At 46.7% G+C, this 17,798-nt stretch carries 24 protein-coding genes and 3 pseudogenes; 20 read left to right on the forward strand and 7 right to left on the reverse strand.

Going from position 1 to position 17,798, the window contains the following annotated elements:
- Positions 1-190: 190 nt before the first annotated feature.
- Positions 191-1,108: an IS5 family transposase gene (locus tag BZG84_RS04795; RefSeq protein ID WP_077480145.1), complete on the reverse strand. Its 918-nt coding sequence runs from the start codon at positions 1,106-1,108 to the stop codon at positions 191-193.
- 89 nt (positions 1,109-1,197) lie between these two features.
- On the opposite strand from BZG84_RS04795, the pseudogene BZG84_RS16575 reads away from it, so the two are divergent.
- From BZG84_RS16575 to BZG84_RS04845, 10 genes and pseudogenes are all read left to right on the forward strand, one after another.
- Positions 1,198-1,569 (forward strand): annotated as a pseudogene (locus BZG84_RS16575) (TIR domain-containing protein); the annotation flags it as partial.
- Positions 1,570-1,831: 262 nt separating this feature from the next.
- Positions 1,832-2,347: a GNAT family N-acetyltransferase gene (locus BZG84_RS04805; RefSeq protein ID WP_077480113.1), complete on the forward strand. Its 516-nt coding sequence runs from the start codon at positions 1,832-1,834 to the stop codon at positions 2,345-2,347.
- 46 nt (positions 2,348-2,393) lie between these two features.
- A complete protein-coding gene (locus tag BZG84_RS04810) occupies positions 2,394-3,161 on the forward strand; it encodes a GNAT family N-acetyltransferase (protein ID WP_077480114.1) in 768 nt (255 codons plus the stop codon).
- Between the two features lie 214 nt (positions 3,162-3,375).
- The gene (locus BZG84_RS04815) at positions 3,376-4,161 is read left to right on the forward strand and encodes a GNAT family N-acetyltransferase (protein WP_077480115.1); all 786 of its coding nucleotides are present in this window, start codon (positions 3,376-3,378) and stop codon (positions 4,159-4,161) included.
- Between the two features lie 167 nt (positions 4,162-4,328).
- Positions 4,329-4,715 (forward strand): glyoxalase/bleomycin resistance/dioxygenase family protein, encoded by a 387-nt coding sequence (locus tag BZG84_RS04820; protein ID WP_077480116.1) that lies wholly within the window; start codon positions 4,329-4,331, stop codon positions 4,713-4,715.
- A gap of 100 nt (positions 4,716-4,815) precedes the next feature.
- Positions 4,816-5,436 (forward strand): DUF2726 domain-containing protein, encoded by a 621-nt coding sequence (locus tag BZG84_RS04825; RefSeq protein ID WP_077480117.1) that lies wholly within the window; start codon positions 4,816-4,818, stop codon positions 5,434-5,436.
- Positions 5,437-5,507: 71 nt separating this feature from the next.
- Positions 5,508-5,936 (forward strand): bleomycin resistance protein, encoded by a 429-nt coding sequence (locus BZG84_RS04830; RefSeq protein ID WP_077480118.1) that lies wholly within the window; start codon positions 5,508-5,510, stop codon positions 5,934-5,936.
- A 73-nt stretch (positions 5,937-6,009) separates the two neighbouring features.
- Positions 6,010-6,543: a GNAT family N-acetyltransferase gene (locus BZG84_RS04835; RefSeq protein WP_077480119.1), complete on the forward strand. Its 534-nt coding sequence runs from the start codon at positions 6,010-6,012 to the stop codon at positions 6,541-6,543.
- Between the two features lie 56 nt (positions 6,544-6,599).
- Positions 6,600-7,079, forward strand: coding sequence for a GNAT family N-acetyltransferase (locus BZG84_RS04840; RefSeq protein WP_077480120.1), 480 nt, complete (start codon positions 6,600-6,602; stop codon positions 7,077-7,079).
- A 62-nt stretch (positions 7,080-7,141) separates the two neighbouring features.
- A complete protein-coding gene (locus BZG84_RS04845) occupies positions 7,142-7,651 on the forward strand; it encodes a GNAT family N-acetyltransferase (RefSeq protein ID WP_077480121.1) in 510 nt (169 codons plus the stop codon).
- 13 nt (positions 7,652-7,664) lie between these two features.
- Here the strand turns inward: BZG84_RS04845 and BZG84_RS04850 are convergent, their stop codons facing one another.
- The 4 genes from BZG84_RS04850 to BZG84_RS04865 all read right to left on the reverse strand — a co-directional run bounded on the left by BZG84_RS04850 (position 7,665) and on the right by BZG84_RS04865 (position 10,128).
- Entirely contained in the window at positions 7,665-8,492 is an 828-nt protein-coding gene (locus BZG84_RS04850; protein ID WP_077480122.1) for a TauD/TfdA dioxygenase family protein, read from the reverse strand.
- Positions 8,489-8,740 carry a hypothetical protein gene (locus BZG84_RS04855; RefSeq protein WP_025739952.1) on the reverse strand — a complete coding sequence of 84 codons (252 nt, stop codon included), beginning with the start codon at positions 8,738-8,740 and terminating at the stop codon, positions 8,489-8,491. The genes BZG84_RS04850 and BZG84_RS04855 overlap by 4 nt, the downstream gene beginning before the upstream one ends.
- A 165-nt stretch (positions 8,741-8,905) precedes the next feature.
- The gene (locus tag BZG84_RS04860) at positions 8,906-9,661 is read right to left on the reverse strand and encodes a substrate-binding periplasmic protein (protein ID WP_077663070.1); all 756 of its coding nucleotides are present in this window, start codon (positions 9,659-9,661) and stop codon (positions 8,906-8,908) included.
- A gap of 230 nt (positions 9,662-9,891) precedes the next feature.
- Positions 9,892-10,128 carry an RNA recognition motif domain-containing protein gene (locus tag BZG84_RS04865; RefSeq protein ID WP_069587544.1) on the reverse strand — a complete coding sequence of 79 codons (237 nt, stop codon included), beginning with the start codon at positions 10,126-10,128 and terminating at the stop codon, positions 9,892-9,894.
- A 116-nt stretch (positions 10,129-10,244) separates the two neighbouring features.
- Here BZG84_RS04865 and BZG84_RS04870 point away from each other — a divergent pair.
- The 10 genes and pseudogenes from BZG84_RS04870 to BZG84_RS04915 form a co-directional block, all read left to right on the forward strand.
- Positions 10,245-10,397: pseudogene (locus BZG84_RS04870) on the forward strand (OsmC family protein); the annotation flags it as partial.
- A gap of 190 nt (positions 10,398-10,587) precedes the next feature.
- Positions 10,588-11,541, forward strand: coding sequence for a hypothetical protein (locus tag BZG84_RS04875; RefSeq protein ID WP_131825069.1), 954 nt, complete (start codon positions 10,588-10,590; stop codon positions 11,539-11,541).
- A gap of 14 nt (positions 11,542-11,555) precedes the next feature.
- A complete protein-coding gene (locus BZG84_RS04880; RefSeq protein WP_077480126.1) occupies positions 11,556-12,143 on the forward strand; it encodes a GNAT family N-acetyltransferase in 588 nt (195 codons plus the stop codon).
- Between the two features lie 19 nt (positions 12,144-12,162).
- Positions 12,163-12,699 (forward strand): annotated as a pseudogene (locus BZG84_RS04885) (GNAT family N-acetyltransferase).
- Complete coding sequence (locus BZG84_RS04890) at positions 12,699-13,247, forward strand: hypothetical protein (RefSeq protein WP_077480127.1); 549 nt, start codon at positions 12,699-12,701, stop codon at positions 13,245-13,247. The pseudogene BZG84_RS04885 and the gene BZG84_RS04890 overlap by 1 nt, the downstream one beginning before the upstream one ends.
- A gap of 133 nt (positions 13,248-13,380) precedes the next feature.
- Positions 13,381-13,902 (forward strand): GNAT family N-acetyltransferase, encoded by a 522-nt coding sequence (locus BZG84_RS04895; protein ID WP_077480128.1) that lies wholly within the window; start codon positions 13,381-13,383, stop codon positions 13,900-13,902.
- Positions 13,895-14,470 (forward strand): GNAT family N-acetyltransferase, encoded by a 576-nt coding sequence (locus BZG84_RS04900; protein ID WP_241825752.1) that lies wholly within the window; start codon positions 13,895-13,897, stop codon positions 14,468-14,470. The genes BZG84_RS04895 and BZG84_RS04900 overlap by 8 nt, the downstream gene beginning before the upstream one ends.
- Complete coding sequence (locus tag BZG84_RS04905; protein ID WP_077480129.1) at positions 14,470-14,934, forward strand: NUDIX hydrolase; 465 nt, start codon at positions 14,470-14,472, stop codon at positions 14,932-14,934. Before BZG84_RS04900 ends, BZG84_RS04905 begins: the two co-directional genes overlap by 1 nt.
- A 188-nt stretch (positions 14,935-15,122) precedes the next feature.
- Positions 15,123-15,338 (forward strand): VF530 family protein, encoded by a 216-nt coding sequence (locus BZG84_RS04910; protein ID WP_077480130.1) that lies wholly within the window; start codon positions 15,123-15,125, stop codon positions 15,336-15,338.
- Positions 15,339-15,486: 148 nt separating this feature from the next.
- Positions 15,487-15,960 carry a 2TM domain-containing protein gene (locus tag BZG84_RS04915; protein ID WP_077480131.1) on the forward strand — a complete coding sequence of 158 codons (474 nt, stop codon included), beginning with the start codon at positions 15,487-15,489 and terminating at the stop codon, positions 15,958-15,960.
- A 67-nt stretch (positions 15,961-16,027) separates the two neighbouring features.
- Here BZG84_RS04915 and BZG84_RS04920 read toward each other — a convergent pair whose 3' ends face one another.
- Positions 16,028-16,726, reverse strand: coding sequence for a gamma-glutamyl-gamma-aminobutyrate hydrolase family protein (locus tag BZG84_RS04920; protein ID WP_077480132.1), 699 nt, complete (start codon positions 16,724-16,726; stop codon positions 16,028-16,030).
- Complete coding sequence (locus BZG84_RS04925; protein WP_077480133.1) at positions 16,702-17,709, reverse strand: amidoligase family protein; 1,008 nt, start codon at positions 17,707-17,709, stop codon at positions 16,702-16,704. The genes BZG84_RS04920 and BZG84_RS04925 overlap by 25 nt, the downstream gene beginning before the upstream one ends.
- Positions 17,710-17,798: the final 89 nt, after the last annotated feature.

The following is a 17,798-nucleotide window of genomic DNA, read 5'->3' on the forward strand; positions in this document are numbered from 1 at the left end:
ATTTTAAGGGTATAGTAAAATCGTATAATACAGAGACAGATCGGTTTATTGTTTCTCCAGAAGATTTGTACCAAAGATTAGAGTCAAATACTATACAAAATAAAAAGAAGTTCCATGCGTTTATCTCGCATAGCGGCGTTGTTGATCAAATCATTCACCTAACGCACTGATCCCAATGGGGTTGCCCCCATCAATCAACTCGGTAACTAACAGGCATACCAAGTCTTATGACTTTGTTTATTGCTTTCACGTTGGCCAATGTTTCGCCAACTTGTGCATCGTAATCACGTAGTGTCAGCTGAGGGCTGATTAACGTTTTGTATCGAGACATGCCTGTTTCTGACAGAGAGCGTTGGTGATAACCTTCTTCTCGTTTCCAGTTTGCCAAGTTACCCGATTTCAAGGCACTGACGGCTGCATTGCGAGGGTGACCGTCCTCCCAGTAACCCGCATTGCTGCGCGGTGGAATGGTCGGTTTGATGCCTTTTTTCTTGAGCACCTGATGACAGGCCTTCGTATCGTAAGCGCCGTCAGCACTGACTTGGGCAATTTTTCGGCGTAACGGGTTGAGCAGCGTCGGCAAGGCTTCATTGTCACCAACAGACGCTAAGCTAACGACGGCAGAAATCACTTCATGTGTACTGTCGTCAATCGCGAGATGCAGCTTGCGCCAAACACGGCGTTTTTCCTTGCCATGTTTGCGCATTTTCCATTCTCCCTCGCCAAACACTTTTAAACCGGTGGCATCAATGACGACGTGAGCAACGGGCCCACGACTGGGTAATCGGTAATTAACTTCAACCGTCTTCGCCCGTTTACTGATACAACTGTATGACGGCGATTTTAGCGGTACGTCCATCAAACCAAATATCGAGTCGAGAAAGCCTTGAAGGGCGCGAAGAGGGAGCTTGAAAATGCCTTTAACCATCAGTGCTGTTTCAATGGCACCATCGGTAAACGTAAACCCTCTGCCTCGTTTGCCATGATGCTCTTTGCAGTGCCAAGTCTGGATAGCGGCGTCATCAACCCAAAAGGTAATCGAACCACGATTAATCAGTGCTTGATTGTATTGCTTCCAATTGCTGATTTTATACTTGGCTTTGCTCATCATCGGTGACCTGTTTGAGGCGTTGATGATCTGATCGCGGCTCGGATGATAAGTTCAATGATTTAGGAAACAACGCCTCGCATAGCTATAAAGACTCTGATTTAGTAAGGCAGGTTAAGCAGAGCCTTAATAATCATGATTTAAGTGTTTACTGTGACTGGACTAGTGATAATGATTTTTTGAAGCGAAATCTAGTAAGTGACTACACCAAAATGGTGCTAAAAAAGCGAATTGAACAATCAAGGTGTATTGTATTTCTGCAAACAAAAAACTCCGTGAATACAGACAATTCATTTACATCACCTTGGATATCATTGGAAATTGAACATGCGTTATCAATCGGTAAACCAATATATAGCTTAAATTTCACCAACGATAGCGATATGTTTAAACAAGTGAAATATTTTATTGATAATGGTATTGAAATTGATGATGCCGAAGTCAATAAAATACGCACGTAACAAACGAGCATGTCGTCAATCGTTGAATTTTGGCGAGATCTCTATCCCACATCACGCCGTCTTTGAGCATTGAACCTAAGCTCACCATCATCTCACGTTCACAGGCAATAATGGCAATTTTTTGTAATTAATCTCTGAATAAAGAGAAAAGTGGTGTTTAGCGAGCTCAACTTTTTTCTCCTAAAACAGTACCGAGCTAGACGGTGTCGTCTTGATAATTCGAGTGATGGTGAACATCGACGATATAGAGTAAGGATATTGCATGGAAATTAGGACTGGCAAGCATACAGATGTATCGGCTATTACCGACATTTTTAACTTTTACATCGAACATACCAATGCTCGATTTGAGGTAGAGCCGTTCACAGTAGAGAATCGCCAAGAATGGTTTTCGCAGTTTTCAAGTGGAACGAAGCATCAGCTTTATGTTGCGATAGAATACGGCTTAGTATGTGGTTTTGCATGCTCCCAACCGTATAGGGTGAATTTTGCTTTTGACGATACGGTCGAGGTGACAGTGTATTTAGCGCCAGAGGCGAAAGGCAAAGGCTTAGGGACTAGGCTGTATAAGCGGTTATTCTCATCGATAAGCACGTGCGGTGTTCATCGCGCACTGGCCGGTATTGCGTTGCCAAATGATGCATCAATAGCTTTGCATAAACGCTTTGGTTTTAAAGAGGTTGGTGTTTTCGACGAGTACGCAAGAAAAAATGGGCATTATATTAGTTCAATTTGGTTAGGAAAGACGTTGGATGCTATGCCTGATTGTGTTGATTAGTTCATAACTAGCGTATTTCTGCAAGGTAGCAATCAATGAGGATAAAATGAATACAGTGGATGTAATGCGAGACTACAATGAGTTTGAGCGAAAGCTTGTTCCCTCGTTTAATGGTGTAAAGGAGTCAGATAATAATCTGACGAAGTTCGTATCAAAAGATCGTTGTGGTAGTTATATTTCTTTCTTTGATTTTGACGAAAATATTGCTGAATCAATAGTTAAAGAGCAGCTAGTATACTTTAGCCAACGCAACTTATGCTTTGAGTGGAAGACATATAGTACCGATAATCCAAGTAATATCGGCAGTGTATTACTCGCTAATGGTTTTGAAAAAGAAGATACCGAATCATTTATGGTTTTGGATCTTTCAAAGGCCATTGGTGAGCCCTTTGATGAATCTCAGATCACAGAGGTTTCTGACAGCACAGGCATTCGTGACGCAATAAGGGTTCAAGAACAAGTTTGGGGTGGAGACTTCGATTGGCAATACAACTACCTAATGAGTCTCAAAGAAAATTCTCCAGATTCAGTGTCCATTTATGTAGTGTATGTCAACGATCAACCAGTCACTTCTGGCTGGCTAACGTTTAATGGAAGCAGTCCATTTGCAGGTATTTGGGGCGGAAGCACAATCGAAGAATTTCGCGGTAATGGGTATTATAGTTTGCTCCTTAACAAACGCATCGCTGAAGCGAAATCGAAACGGGTTAAATATCTTATAATCGATGCCTCAGATATGAGTAAACCAATCGTATCAAAGCGTGGTTTTGAAGTCGTAGCGACAACAACGGGATACACTTCACCAAATAGCTAATAAACGATTAGCTGCCTCTGGCACTTCTTTCAGCGCGAGAGCAGCCAATAAGTAAGCGTATATACTGTTACCTTAAAAGTGGTACTTAGAGAGACTAGCGTCAAAGTTAATTGATTAGATATAGTTACCTTCTGTATTCAAGGTTGTGTCTAAGTGATGTTGATTATCAATAAAGGGATAATCTGTTAATTTTTAATATAGTATCGAGGGAACGATGCAAGATAAAAAAGTAAGAGACGCCTATAACGTTTATTTTTACTTTAATAATGAACGAACGCTCTCAACTGATTTAGACAGTGAACTTTTTTCGGTTGAATCTGAAGGTTGCTCTGTCTTCGTGGACAAAACACGTAAGTATGATAACCAGATAATCATCCATGAATTTTCTAGCATAGAGACTTTAGAGAGTTATCTGAGTTTTTACACACATAACTTGCCCCCTGAAATCTCCGTCGAACCGCAGGCAACAACAAATGATCTGACAACATGGTTATTAAATCGTGACTTTATGCCGGAATATGAGCATGAATTTCTCGAACTGAAGTCGAATGATTATGTGACGTGTGCAGATAAATCCCAGCAAGTGTCAGTTGAACGATGGTCACATGATAATGTTGATGATTTTTTATCTCTACTTAAAACGTCAGGTTTAGAGTGTTCTAACGAAATCTGGCAGAAGAAACGTCCGCTTTACTGTACAGAAATGTTTCGTTGCTATGTTGCGAAAATAAACGGTGAGCCATGTGCTTGGGCAACGAGTTATATCGAGGGCGAATATGTAATACTCGCCAATGCGTATACACAAGAAAGTTATCGTTCGAAAGGGTGTCAGACTGCGCTACTTCGAGCACGAATTGAAGATGCTATTTCTTTAGGTGTTAAAGTGGTGTTGACTGATGTCATGCCAAACAGTACGAGTAGTCGTAACTGTAAGTCAGTCGGCTTTAGGCGTGTTGGTGTGAGAAGCGTATGGTGTAAAAATAGAGATACCCATAGTTGATATTAAGCTTCACCCTTTCAGTGTGATTAGGGATACATATAAGATCATGTTAATTGAGCCTAAATCACACTAACGATAGCGGCGTCGGCTGATTGCTAAGACGGTTTGATGAATTACTGGGTTACGACAGTTCATTTTTTATCGAGAAGTTTTTCGAGTCACTTTCAATGAATAATAAACAAGATTCTTCCAATGGTATATCCGTCTATCCATCTGCGTTGCTTATACATGTACCGAATGTAAATGAAGGGCTAGAGTGGTATCGCAAGGCTTTCCCTAATGCAACGCCTATGTATTATCCAGACTTTGATTTTACCGCCCTCGACTTAAATGGTTTTCAGTTGGAAATTGTGCAAGCCGATGAAAAAGTCCGCAATGGTAAGTGCGGAACTGTGCTGTATTGGCTGGTTGATGACTTGTTAAGCGCTCTAGAGCACTTTAAGGCAATCGGCGCTGAGTTATACCGCGGTCCAATAGCGATCGAGCATGGACTATCTATGTGCCAAGTCGCTGATCCATTTGGAAACCTAATTGGGCTCCGTGGGCCTGTTTGATGAATGAGAAGAGTTAGCAAGGGAAAAAATCAACGAGTTGTCATCTAAGTAAACCACAATGGAGTGTGCTTCTTGGGCACACAATCAGGGAATATTGATAATGTTATATCTTGGTGTTTTAATCGTTTTTATCTATCTGGTGTGGAAGTTTACAAAGGATAGCCAACCAACGGATACTCGGTGGAAGAGAAAGGAGCCGTCTCTTAGTCAAGAAACGGAGAGCTCAAAATACGCTGATAATCAGATAGATGATGATAATCCGCATAAACGTCGATTTGAGAGGGTTGAGCATAAACGCCAATCACATCTTGCGACTAGAAACGAGCAGAAACTCTATTTTGCTCTCCAAAAGGCTCTTCCCTCTGATTATGTCATTCACAGCCAAGTGTCTCTTATGGCGCTCGTTAAGCCCGTCGACTTCCGGCATAACTCTCGTACATGGGCGAAGCGTATGGATTTTGTGATAACTGACAAAACGACAAGAATACTCGCTGTGATTGAATTAGATGATGCGACGCATCAATGGACGAAAAGACAGGCACGCGATCAGTACGTAAATGAAGCGCTTTATGGTCATCATAAACTGATACGTATTCCGTCAGCGAGCTTTTATGAACCATCAAAAATCGCAGATATATTATCTCGTGAAGTAGATATCAAGTGTAATAACTTTGAAGAAAAACATTCGCTAAGTGATGTTAGTAAACCAAACGTCACTTAGTGTTTAATGCAAGTAAGCTCGTCAAGAGATTAAGAGTAAAAAGTTCGTTGTTTATTATATAAAGGGGTTTAATGGAAGAATATTGTAATCCAATGGTGCCAGAGTTAACTGTTAGTGATTTTGAAAGATCGCTCCATTTTTATCAGGGTTTGCTTGGGTTCAAAATTAGAAATCAACGCACCACACCAAAATTTGCTTACTTAGAGTATGAGAAGGTTCATATTATGATTGAGCAAATGCACGACGCCGGATGGGAGACAGGGGCACTCGTCTACCCACTCGGGCGAGGTGTTAATTTTCAAATAGAGTTAAGTGATATTTCGCCGGTTCTAGAACGCTTGGTTGCGTCTGAAACTCCTCTTTATCAAGATCAACAAGAAAACTGGTATGACGAAGGGACGGTGCTTTGCGGTCAACGAGAGTTTTTGGTTCAAGACCCCGATGGCTATTTATTACGCTTTAGTCAATTCCTCGGAGAGAAAGAAAAAGGTGGTTTGTAATCAATGTTCGAAACGTAACATCGGGTGAGTATCGCCATGTTTTTTATTACTTATGTGACAGAGAAACTAGCCAGTGAAAATCGTTGAGGCAAAGACAGCAGATTTAGAAGCATTCTATGTCTATCTGAATGCTCAGCTTGAAGAGAATAACACCAACAGTGCGCCAAGCTTCCAGCCGCTTTCTAAAGCATGTAGCTATGTATCCGAAGAGTTAAAAGCGAAGTTTCAAGACGGATTTCAGTTTGAGGTAGGGCAGACAGGCTGGAGAAAACTATGGTTGGCTAAAGAAGAGAATAATACCATTGTTGGTCATATTGACTTGCGTCAGTATAACGAACCATACAAGGCTCATCGCGTTATGCTTGGGATGGGAGTTGAAAGTCGTATTAGGCGACAAGGAGTAGGGGCGGCATTAATTAATGCCGTGGTGGTGTTTTGTCAACACACAGAGCATGTCAGATGGCTTGACTTGAACGTGCTCTCTAACAATCTACCCGCCAAAAAACTATACGAAAAATGTGGCTTTAAAGTGATTGGCAATATGTCGGATTGCTATCGAATCGATGGTCATTCTGTTGATGAGTTAACGATGACCCGTGCTATCTAGCACTAACTTTTGCGCGCGTAATGGAGATAGAGATTATCTTGAGTAAGGATACACCCATGCACCTGACTTTCCGTCCCATCAATCTTGAAACCGATTTTGCTTATTGCGTAGCTGCACGTCGGGACGCTTTTGTGTGTAGCTTTGGCTCCGATGCGGGGTTTGAAGACTTTCTAACGGGCTATTATGAACGGGTGAGTAAACGCATGAATCAGCCCGAGTGGTTTTATCGGCATATATTTTTCGATGGAGAATGGGCTGGGCAGCTTGAATTTCGCAGTACGTCGACCGAGCCTGAGACGGGTTATGTGCATCTCATCTACCTTGCACCTGCTTTTCGTGGTCGAGGGCTGGCCCCTTTGCTGCAGCGCTATATCGAAACTACCTTAACAAACGCGGGGTGCCGCCGAGCGTTGCTATCTGTAAGCCGTGATAACCATCGTGCGTTAGCCTTTTATCGCCAGCACGGCTGGGAATTTGTTCGCGCTAACCCCAAACATGCGAAGACCGATTTTTATCAGTGTTGGTTGCCGGCGTAGATACTTATTCGCGCCAATATGCGATTATGGTGCGATAGAATGTTTCAGTAGGCGAGTGATTTATGACACTGATATGCCGGTCAAAAAGGCTCAATGTGCGACAGTTTACACTCGACGATGCGCCGTTTATTGTGGAGCTGCTTAATGATGCGTCGTTTATACGCTATATCGCGGATAAAAAGGTGCGTACTGAGCAAGATGCGATCGAGTATCTCCGTCACGGGCCGCTCGCGAGTTATCAAGCACATGGCTTCGGTTTAAATCTGGTGGAACGGCGGGAAGATGGTGAGCCCATCGGTATGTGCGGTGTGCTTAAGCGCGATGAGTTGGCATATCCAGATTTAGGCTACGCGTTTTTATCGCGTTATACCGGGCAAGGATACGCAACAGAAGCCGCCGAGGCGGTGCTTGAAGCAACCCTGTTAGCGAGCGGACTAAGTACTGTTCAGGCCGTTACCTTACCGGACAACCAACCCTCAAACCGCTTGCTTGAAAAGTTAGGGTTTCGGCTGCAAAGCCAAATCATGCTTTATGGGCATCGCAACAATCTGTATCAATATACCCGCGTCTGAGCGCCATGAGTTGTTACTGAGGACTGTCCCCCTGAACGGTGACGCGGTGCAATCGTCTGGGCGCGTCACCATAATCGGTTACCGCGTAGTGCTGGGTGGCGCGATTATCCCAGATAGCCACCGAGTGTTTTTGCCAGCGAAAGCGAACGTGATATTTCGATTGGCGTGCTTGACTAAACAGTGTCGCAAGCCGTTGTTGGCTAGCTGCTTCTGGCCAATCGGCAATCGCGCGAGTAAATTGCTCGTTAATAAATAGCACGTCTTGGCCGGTTTCAGGGTGGGTTTGCACCATGGCACGGCGAATCGGTGGGTAGTCTTGAGCGCGTTTCGTCACCACACTCTGGCCGTCGGCGTCTTGATGATCGTAACGGCTGCCTTCAAAGGCGTGCAGTGCGTGAATGGTGTCGAGCTCGCGTAGCTCGGCTTTTTCTTCGTCGGTGAGATCAGCCCATACTGCTGCCATGTCACACCAAATCGTATCCCCGCCATGTTCTGGTACATATTGCGCGTGCAAAATCGAGCACTTGGGCGGCACCGCTTGCCATGTCATGTCGGTGTGCCAATAGCTTTGGCTGGGTGGATTACCGCGGCTGGTTTCAATCACGACCACTTGCTCGTTGTCGGGCAGGTGCGGAAAAAACGGGTGACGTGGCTCAAGCTCGCCGAAGCGTTTTGCCAGTGCGACATGGTTGTCGGTAGATAGAGGCTGCTCGCGAAAGAAAAGCACTTTGTAGCGTAAAAATGCTTGGTACAGCGCCGCAAACTCAGCCTCTGAAAGCTGGGATAAATCGATATTATCGATTTGCGCCCCTAACGTATTGCCTAAAGGGGTGATCTTCATTTGAACCATACCTTACCGCCAATAAATTTATAGGCTGGTGTGCCTCGCACTAGGGTATCACGCGCAAAGGGCTGTTCGCATTGAGGGCAGTGACACGGCGTGGTGGTGGCATCTTCAACAATCCTTTCTTTAAAGCACTTCACCAATGCACCTTTGCCACCTTTGCGATATTTAAACAGTGGCGCATTACAACGTTTACAGAAAATATCGATGGTTTTAGTGGGGCCTTTTTTATTCGGCTTTGCCATGTTGATTGATCAGACCTGAAAATAGAACTCACCGTGATGATGGTGACGAGTGTGGGACGGGCTGTCAATCTTCTAAGCCATTGCGTCCCCAAATTACTGTTTGAGTTTGCTGGCTCGCTGAATGGTGCGCTCACCGCTTAAAGTGGGTGAGCGCACGCGTCGGAATTATTGATTCAAGGCGGATGCGAGTTGTTCGAAGTATTCTTCAATTAAACGATCGTATTCGCCACTTGCTTTCATGCTTGCAACGGTGTCGTTAACTTGCTTCACATCTTGCTCGCTCATCTGGCCTTTTTTAGAAAAGGCGATATAGCTGGGGGTGGACTCAATGGGTGGCGTTTGAATGGCAATATCCGATTGCACGCCCATTTGAACGGCAACATAGCGGGCGCCAAACTCATTGTTGACCCAAAAATCAACACGGTTTGCTTGGAGGAGTTGGACGCATTGTTCGGGTGAGCTGACGCGCCTGACGCCTTTGAAGCGATTTTGCGCGACCATATCATCCAACCATTTTCCGTAGCTGACGTTGTTGATCAGGCAAATTTGAAACTTATTAATGGTGTTTTTATCCCAAGTTACGTTGGCGGTTTTGTTACCAATGGCGACGATATTTTGGTCAAACAGTACCTCATCAATATAGCGGGCAAATGTCTCGCGCTCGTCGGTTTTAAATGCCGTGAAAATGCCATCAGCTTCTCCGGTTTCGACATAGTTTATCGCTCGTCCCCATGGCAGTACTTGAATGCTGATGGGCTTCTCCATTTCTTTGAAAACGCGTTCAACCAGTTCCACAGCAACACCATCGACCACATTACCGTCTCGCGTGATGTAGGGAGGGTATTCGAGCGTCACTAACTTGATCTGAGCACTTGCGGTAAAGGACATCGAGAGTAGAAACAGAAAGATAATCTTTTTCATAACGGACCCCTAATCGGTGTTGGTGTCATGTTTACTGCAAACTTCTGATACGTCATGCCAGTATAGATAATGCACAGCGATGTCGAGGGATTGTTCGTTTTGGGATATGCGTTTTGATGGACGAGAAGGGTGAATTATGAAGAGGTCTGATGTCAGCACAGTGTGTATTGACGCTAATAGCGAACTATTCCCACCCCAGTGGATGAGAATAGCAAAAGAGAGTGTCGCGGTTAGTTTGCGACTTTAACGCGGATTTTGCTTTTCGCAACGCTGGTTAAGTGTAACGCCGCCATCGCGGCTTTAGCCTGTGTATCATCAGGCATGGTCACAAAAGCAAAGCCTTTGGATTCGCCAGTCTCTTGGTCCAGTACCAGATTACATTCGGTGACATCACCATACTCAGAAAACAGCTGACGAAGTTGGTGTTCGGTGGTGGTGCGAGCAAGATTGCGAGCTAATAATTTCATTGTTGTCCGTAATTGTCGAAGTAACAGCGGCAATTGTCTCAATAAAGGGTGGCATGACCAAGTAATAGTTTGGCGATGTGATGAATAAGCGAGTCAAAGGCTCGTATTCCGATATTGATGGCGGCTTTGGTATTGCCGTGAAGTTGGCGGTTTCTGTCGGTGATCTGGATAAAGACACCGCGCAGTCATTGGTGGAACAAGCACACCAAGTCTGCCCGTATTCTAATGCCACGCGTGGTAATATTAAGGTTGAACTGTCAGTGATTTAACCTAACTGGCAAGCTATGATAAGGGAGTACTGTTAAGCAGGGCTCCTTTTTTTATGTCCGCTTTCTTATGGAAGCAGCGCGTTGTTCGGTGCTCCCTAACCTCGAGTGCTCAGCATTGACCGCTAAGACTATTGATCACGAAGACTAACGCGCGAGCCCTATACCAATAACAAGGATGATGAAAGCTAACATGCCAGACGCTACCAGTAAGCTTATCGAGATAAGTGTCGCTCCGCTAAAGAATGAAGACATAGAGGGTGTTCGCCAGGTATCGTTACCTGACCAACAAGTAAAGTTTGCGGGGACCGCAGATGAGTTTCTTGCCGAGGACAGTGAGGCCATTCACCGCCATGTGATCAAGCGACAATGGCTTAGGGCAGGCTCAGACTTGCACACGATGTGCAAACAGATAGCTCAAATCATGAGTGTGTTGTTTGTGGGGGGACTATCAACGGGTGCTTATGCGCAAGGGTTGGATTTTCGCGTTGAAACGGGTGGGGTGGCGTTTAGCAAAAATAATGTCAGCATCCCCGGAGATACCGGCACTCGTTTTGATATGACCGATTTAACTGGGCAGTCTGCCACGCCCTATGTGCGTTTATATGGCACGTATCACTTTAATCCCCAGCATGCGGTACGCCTAACCTTTGCGCCTTTATCTGTCGATGGACGCGGCACGCTGTCAAAAAGCATCCAGTTTCAGGATCAGAGTTTTGCTGCTGGGCAAGCCATTGATGCGGACTATCAATTCAATACCTATCGTGCGACATACCGCTGGACGTTTTACGACCAGGGGCCTTGGCAGTGGGGCGTCGGTGCCGCCGCATTGGTGAGAGATGCAGAAATCACCCTCGCGCAAGGTGAAACAAAAGCAACGAAATCCAACGTTGGCGTGGTGCCCTTGTTGCATGGATATGGTCAATATCGCTTGTCCGATCGCGCGGCGTTGATCTTAGATCTGGAAGGCGCGTGGTCACCCATGGGGCGAGCAGTCGATGCGGCGCTAATGTTGGAGTATCACCTTGGTGATGGCTGGTATGGCGCGTTGGGTTATCGCACCCTAGAAGGCGGCGCGGATAACGATGAAGTCTATAACTTTTCTTGGCTTCACTATGGCCTAGCCAGCCTCCGGTACCGGTTTTAAAGGCGAGGGCAGAAATGGAGATAGCGACCCAGCAAGGATGGCCGCTTGAGCAAGCACAAAACGTCGCTGAGTTATATGAGCAGGCGTTTGGGATGAAGTTCGCACGGGCAATCCCTAATCAGGCAGCGCGCGTGGCGATACTATCCCGATGTTTCGTCCCAGACTTTTCGTTTGCTGCTATGCAAAACGGCAAGGTGGTGGGGTTGGCTGGGTTTCAAACCCAAGCCGGCGCGTTGACACAGGGTATGGGCGCAAAACAACTGATCGATAGCTTGGGGCTCATCAAGGGTACTTGGGCCTGTGCAGTATTGGCGCTGTTTGAGCGTAAAGCGGCACCCAATGAATTGGTGATGGATGGCATTGCTGTTGATAGCGCGGTACGCGGGCAGGGGATTGGCTCCCACTTGTTGGATGCCATTATGGATTATGCCCAAGCGCATGGCTTTGAAAGCGTTCGGTTGGATGTGATTGATAGTAACCCCAGAGCCCGCAAGCTTTATGAAACCAAAGGCTTTGTCGCCACTAAAGAAGAGCGCTTTCCGCACCTAAAATGGTTAGTCGGCTTTTCAGGCGCCACCACCATGGTTAAGGCGCTGAGCTAAAACAACAAGAGAGACAAGGATGTTTATGATTGAAACACGTCGACTTGTGCTGCGTGACATGCAGCCGAGCGATGAAGAGGCGTTTGTTCACTTAACGCAACACCAGAAGTACCAGCGTTTTTATAGCGAAACGGACTGCCAGCCAGAGACATACCGAGACTTACACGCGCGCTTTATTGAACAAGCCAACGCAAATCCACGCGTGGCTTATCAGTTGGCGGTTATCTGCAAGCAATCAGAAAAATGTATTGGCACTGTCGGTTTAAGGCTTGAGGACAACCATCAAGCATCCATCGGGTGCGGCTTAGCTGTGGAGGCTTAGGGCGCGGGGCTAATGAGAGAGGCGGCTGTCGCACTGGCCAATTTCGGTTTTGATTGTTTGGGCGTGCATCGGTTATACGCTGAGACCATTTACGATAATCTCGCTGCAACCAAGCTTTGTCGTTCACTTGGCATGCGACAAGAGGCCCATTTTCATCAGCATCGTTTCTTTAAAGAACGGTGGTGGGATACGGTGGTTTACGCCATATTACGACACGAATGGGTGCAAGGATGATGAAAAAAGCACTGCTTGGCGCACTGATCGTTACACTGCAAGCGTGTACCAGTACGCCCGTTGGTAATGAAACGACCGACGCTGCAGAATGTGTCGGTAGCACGGCGTTGCCAAGCGCATTGGCAGATAAGTTTGTAGCCGTGGACGATCCAGCGCTACTGGCGGCGTCGCTGGGTCAGCCATTGGAAGGGAAGCTTTGCCAAGGCAAGGTATATCAGGCGACTGAAGGGGTAACAGTGTATCGTGCGTGGAATAGCACCAACCCGCATAGTCAGTTTGGTCACTGGTGGGCGTTATCACAACCGTCTGGCTTGGTGGCGGATTATCGCCAAGACTATGAGATTTGTTATCAATGGTCGCCGCTCGATAAATTGGTACAGTGCACCTTGCAACCGGGCGCCAAGATTGTGGTGGGTAACGGTCAAAGTGCGAAATGTTCCGAGTATTTAACCTATCCAACCTCAAGTGCCCAACAAGTTTATCTGCAAGAGGCGGAGCAAGCGGTTCAACATTGTCAAACGTTTGATGCGGTGATGCGTTGGCAGTGATGCGCGGCAATCAACAACTCAATCACATCTAGGTGGCGAGCGCTAAGGCGGCGGATGATAGGCGGCCAATAAGGGTTTATTTCTTAATATCAATGAGATASCCTTGTTCTATGACAAGAATTGGAACAAGCACATGGAATTAGTCGCCCCCGCACTCAATCACCAAGCAGCCTTTACACGTTTTTATGATGATTTTGCTCAGTTTGACCCCGACAATGCCGATTACTATCGGCCGGGGAAAGACGATTTCCCCACTTACGTGACTCGGTTATCGGATGAGGCATTGGGTAAAAACCTTCGTAAAGGGTATGTGCCGTGTAGTCATTTTTGGCTGCTTGATGCTGAGCAACAAATCATTGGCGCGATTCGGATCCGCCATCACATCAATACGCCATTTCTAACCCAAGAAGCTGGACACATTGGCTACGACATTGCGCCATCATATCGTGGACGCGGATGTGGCAAGCAAATGTTAGCCTTAGCACTGCCCAAGGCGAGAGAGCTAGGGATCACTCGCGCTCTAATTACCGCGAATGAAGACAATATGGCATCGCGCAAAGTAATTGAAGCCAATGGCGGCACGTTGGAAAACATCATCAATGGTGAAGTGTTCAATGAATCATTGGCGCGGTACTGGGTGGATATTAATGGATGATTCCCCGCGCGTAGACCAACTGGACAGTGACCGTCTGTTGCTAGTGGCGCCCAATATGACCCATCAGCCTTTAATTTTAGAAGCCGTGTTGGAAAGTCAGCACACCCTTGCGCCTTTTATGGATTGGCTTCCGCACGCGTTGACCGAATCGAGCTCGATTGAAAACACCCAACAAGCGATTGATGACTTCGACATGTTTATCAATGAGCTACGCTACTCAATTTTTGAAAAATCGACGGGGCAACTGGTGGGTGTGATCAGCTTAATCATCCGCAACATCGCGATTCCTTATTTTGAAATAGGCTATTGGCTGCGCAGCTCCAAAGAAGGCCTTGGCTATATGAGCGAAGCGGTGCGAACGCTAGAGCAGTATGCGTTTAATGACCTTAATGCCAAGCGTGTCGAAATCAAAACTGCCTACGAAAATACCCGCAGCCGTGCGGTAGCCGAGCGCTGTGGGTATCATCAAGAAGCGATACTTATCAATGACCGTATCCTGCCGAGCGGTGCGATTTCTAGCACTGTGGTTTATGCAAAAGTGGCGGCATTTGAAACAGAGGAGAAATAATGATCCCTGTGAATACTTCCGTGGTCTCGGGCGTAGCGCTCTCTCGTATTGACGGGGAGACAAAAATGCTACTGATGAAGCGAGTGAAAGGTGGCTTCTGGTGCCATGTTGCGGGCTCGATTGAAGCGGGTGAGACCGGAGTGGACGCCATCGTCCGTGAGTTTAGCGAAGAAACCCAGATTGCGGTGGCTGATTTATATAACGCGCAATTTTTGGAGCAGTTTTACGAAGCATCGGTGAATGTGATCGAACTTATCCCTGTATTTGTGGTGATGTGTGATGATAATCAAGCCATCACGCTTAATGAGGAACACACCGAGTTTCGCTGGTGCTCACTTGATGAGGCAAAAGCCTTGGCGCCGTATCCAAATCAGCATGCCGTATATGATCATGTTTGGGCTTACTTTGTTGATCAGCCCGTTAACCCGTTATATCGCGTCAACTTGCCTAACCATCAGGAATGAACCATGAGAATGGAACGCTTTTTTACTCAAGATGACATCATATTGCACGGTGACACGGTTTCCTTGATACCAGTTAAACCTTGATTATAAGCTGGCGCGCTACCGTGGTTAAATTCGCGTTTTGCAATATCGTCACGTAAAGTAGCGCTTTTATTGACGAGCGCGTGCTCGAGTTGCTGAGAACCCTTATGGATACACAACCCAATAACCCGCTGCACGGGTTAACCCTACAAACCATTTTGACCCGTTTGGTTGAACACTATGGTTGGTCAGGCCTCTACCAACATATCAATGTGAACTGTTTTTCTAATGAACCTTCGATGAAATCATCGTTGAAGTTTTTGCGTAAAACGCAGTGGGCGCGCGATAAAGTTGAAGCCTTGTATATTGATACCTTTTGCTAAGGATAAAATATACGGATTGGCTATCGGTCGGTGTTTGTTTTTAAGTGATTGATTTTAAATAACTGTCGTTAAGATGTCGGGGTGCTGTCGTGGTAATGTCGCCCCCATTTTGCATAGTGTCGCCAGGGAAGAGCACAAAGGAGCAAGGATGAACGTGAAAGCACTCAGAGTTCAAAAAGGGTGGTCGCAAGACCAATTAGCACAATTTAGTGGGCTAAGTGTTCGAACGATTCAACGTATCGAACGCGGCCACAAACCCGGATTGGAGTCGCTGAAATCGTTGGCTGCTGTGTTTGATATCGACATTAGTGATTTGCAAAAGGAGACAGACATGCAGGCAGATACTTCAATGAGTCCAGAAGAAAGAGCGATTGCCAATCGCGTCCGTGCCCTCGGCGGGTTTTATTCTCATTTGACGCACTATGTGGTCGTAATGGCGATTTTGTTTATTATCAACTGGCAAACTAGCCCCGGCTATTACTGGGCTTGGTGGGCTGCAATGGGATGGGGGATTGCAGTGGTCAGCCACGGTGTTAATGCTCTGGGCATTGTCGATCTCTTTGGTGATAAGTGGGAAAAACGCCAAATAGAGAAGCGACTGAATGCGCGGTCAAAGCGTTAGTCGCTACCTGATAACGCCGAGCGAATGTGCCTCGGCGTTTTTGTTTTTCACCAACTAACAGACATCTTTACTGAGATGCCGCTTGTCGCTGCTGGAAGCGTGTTGCGTGCTCGACTAGGCCCTTAAACAGTGCACGCTGACAGCGAAGATAAAGCAAGAACTCTGGATGCCACTGTACCCCCAGTGTATAAGGGCGGTTAGGCGACTCAATGGCCTGTACAATGCCATCTAAATCACGTGCGCTTACCGTTAAATCCTCGCCTAACTCGTTAATCGCTTGGTTGTGTAGACTATTTATTTTGCGTCTGCCTTGCCCCAACCGTTGCTGTATATGGCCGTTGACATCACGCAATATACACAAGGTTTTCATCGGGAACACTGTCCAGCGATGAGAGGTTTTTTTGCGTTGCTCGCGCAAGCTTTGGTGCAAGGTGCCACCCAAACAGATGTTGAGAAGTTGAGCACCACGGCAAATGCCCAGCAAGGGCTTTTGGCTCGCCAATGCGCTTTTGATAACTGCGCTCTCTAGCGCATCGCGTTCAGAGTCGTAGTTGGGTTTCACTTCGGGCTCGGCGGCGTACAGCACAGGCTCGACATCGTGCCCGCCAGTAATCACCACGCCTTGATAGGCGTCTGGATCTAAGGCGGTGCCGGGGTGTAACTGTAACGGTTTGCCACCATAAAGTTTGACTGCCGCAGCGACAAAAAAACGTGGCAGCCTTGCGCCTTTGCTCGGGCCGGTTATTGCGATGACGGGTTTATCCATAAATTGTGCACCTTTTCCGCCCAGTTATTAACGATACGCGCTAATGGATCGTTGAGATAGCCCAAATAGGCTTTGCAACATGCGTCCAGTCGCGCAGGATCGGCGGCGAGTTTTTCTACCTCCACCCAGTCGTTCCATGCTTCGTGAATGCCCCAGTTTTGTTGGCTGACTTTGCTGTCTGGCAACCGATAGTGAAACGTGGGTCGCGCCTTAGTCAGCCCGTCGTTGACGGCCGCATTAACGCGCTCAGGATCGAGGTGTGCGAACAAGGGCAACATATCAAGCGCACGGTTTCGTGTGGGATTATCGGCAAGATAGTCATCAATCAGAGTATTCAGATCTGGCCAATAATCAGCCGCTAGCACGCGTTCAATATAGGCTTTCGGGAAAGGGTCGACATAGTTGGTTAGGCGCCGCGACAGATCAATGTCGGCCCGTTTTAAAAGCCAGTCATACAAACATAAAAATGCTTTCAAGTGCGCGCAAATCGTTTTGGCGCTTAGATCTGGCAGCTCTGGATTGAGCTGCATGCCAAATGCATAAACTGGACTGTCTTCGGTTCCTTCGGCACCTTGTTGACGTAGTGAAGCAATTAAATCCTCGACGCTATCGAGGCGGTCTAGCGGGAGAGGTGGCGTGACAATTTCTACCGGCACGACCAGCTTGGCAGCCCACGCTAAGACGTCTTCGGCGGACTGGTCGAGTTTATTGGCCAGTGTTTTCTCGCTTCTATCACTCTGGCCAAGGCGTTTTAATTTGGCATAATCTAACTCAACAACCCAATCGCCAGCGTCATCCCCAGTTAGATGGCGATCGTAGCGGCCTCCTTTTTCAACCGTGAGCGACCACTTATCTGCGACGATACGTGCGATTTCGTCGAGCTCCATACCGCTTAGTTCAAGCTCTACACCGACTCGACGCGCCTCTCCTTGCGCATTGTGCTCCCGAGGTGGTTGGGTGAGTCGTGATGTGTGCGTTTTCATTCAATATCCTCACCTTTATTTCTAAGCCTAGTAAACGTGATGAGGGCGGTATCGACAGAATCAAAGGTGTTGCTGTCTAATTGTTGACC

It is taken from the genome of Salinivibrio sp. PR932, from assembly GCF_001996125.1.
Lineage (GTDB): Bacteria > Pseudomonadota > Gammaproteobacteria > Enterobacterales > Vibrionaceae > Salinivibrio > Salinivibrio proteolyticus.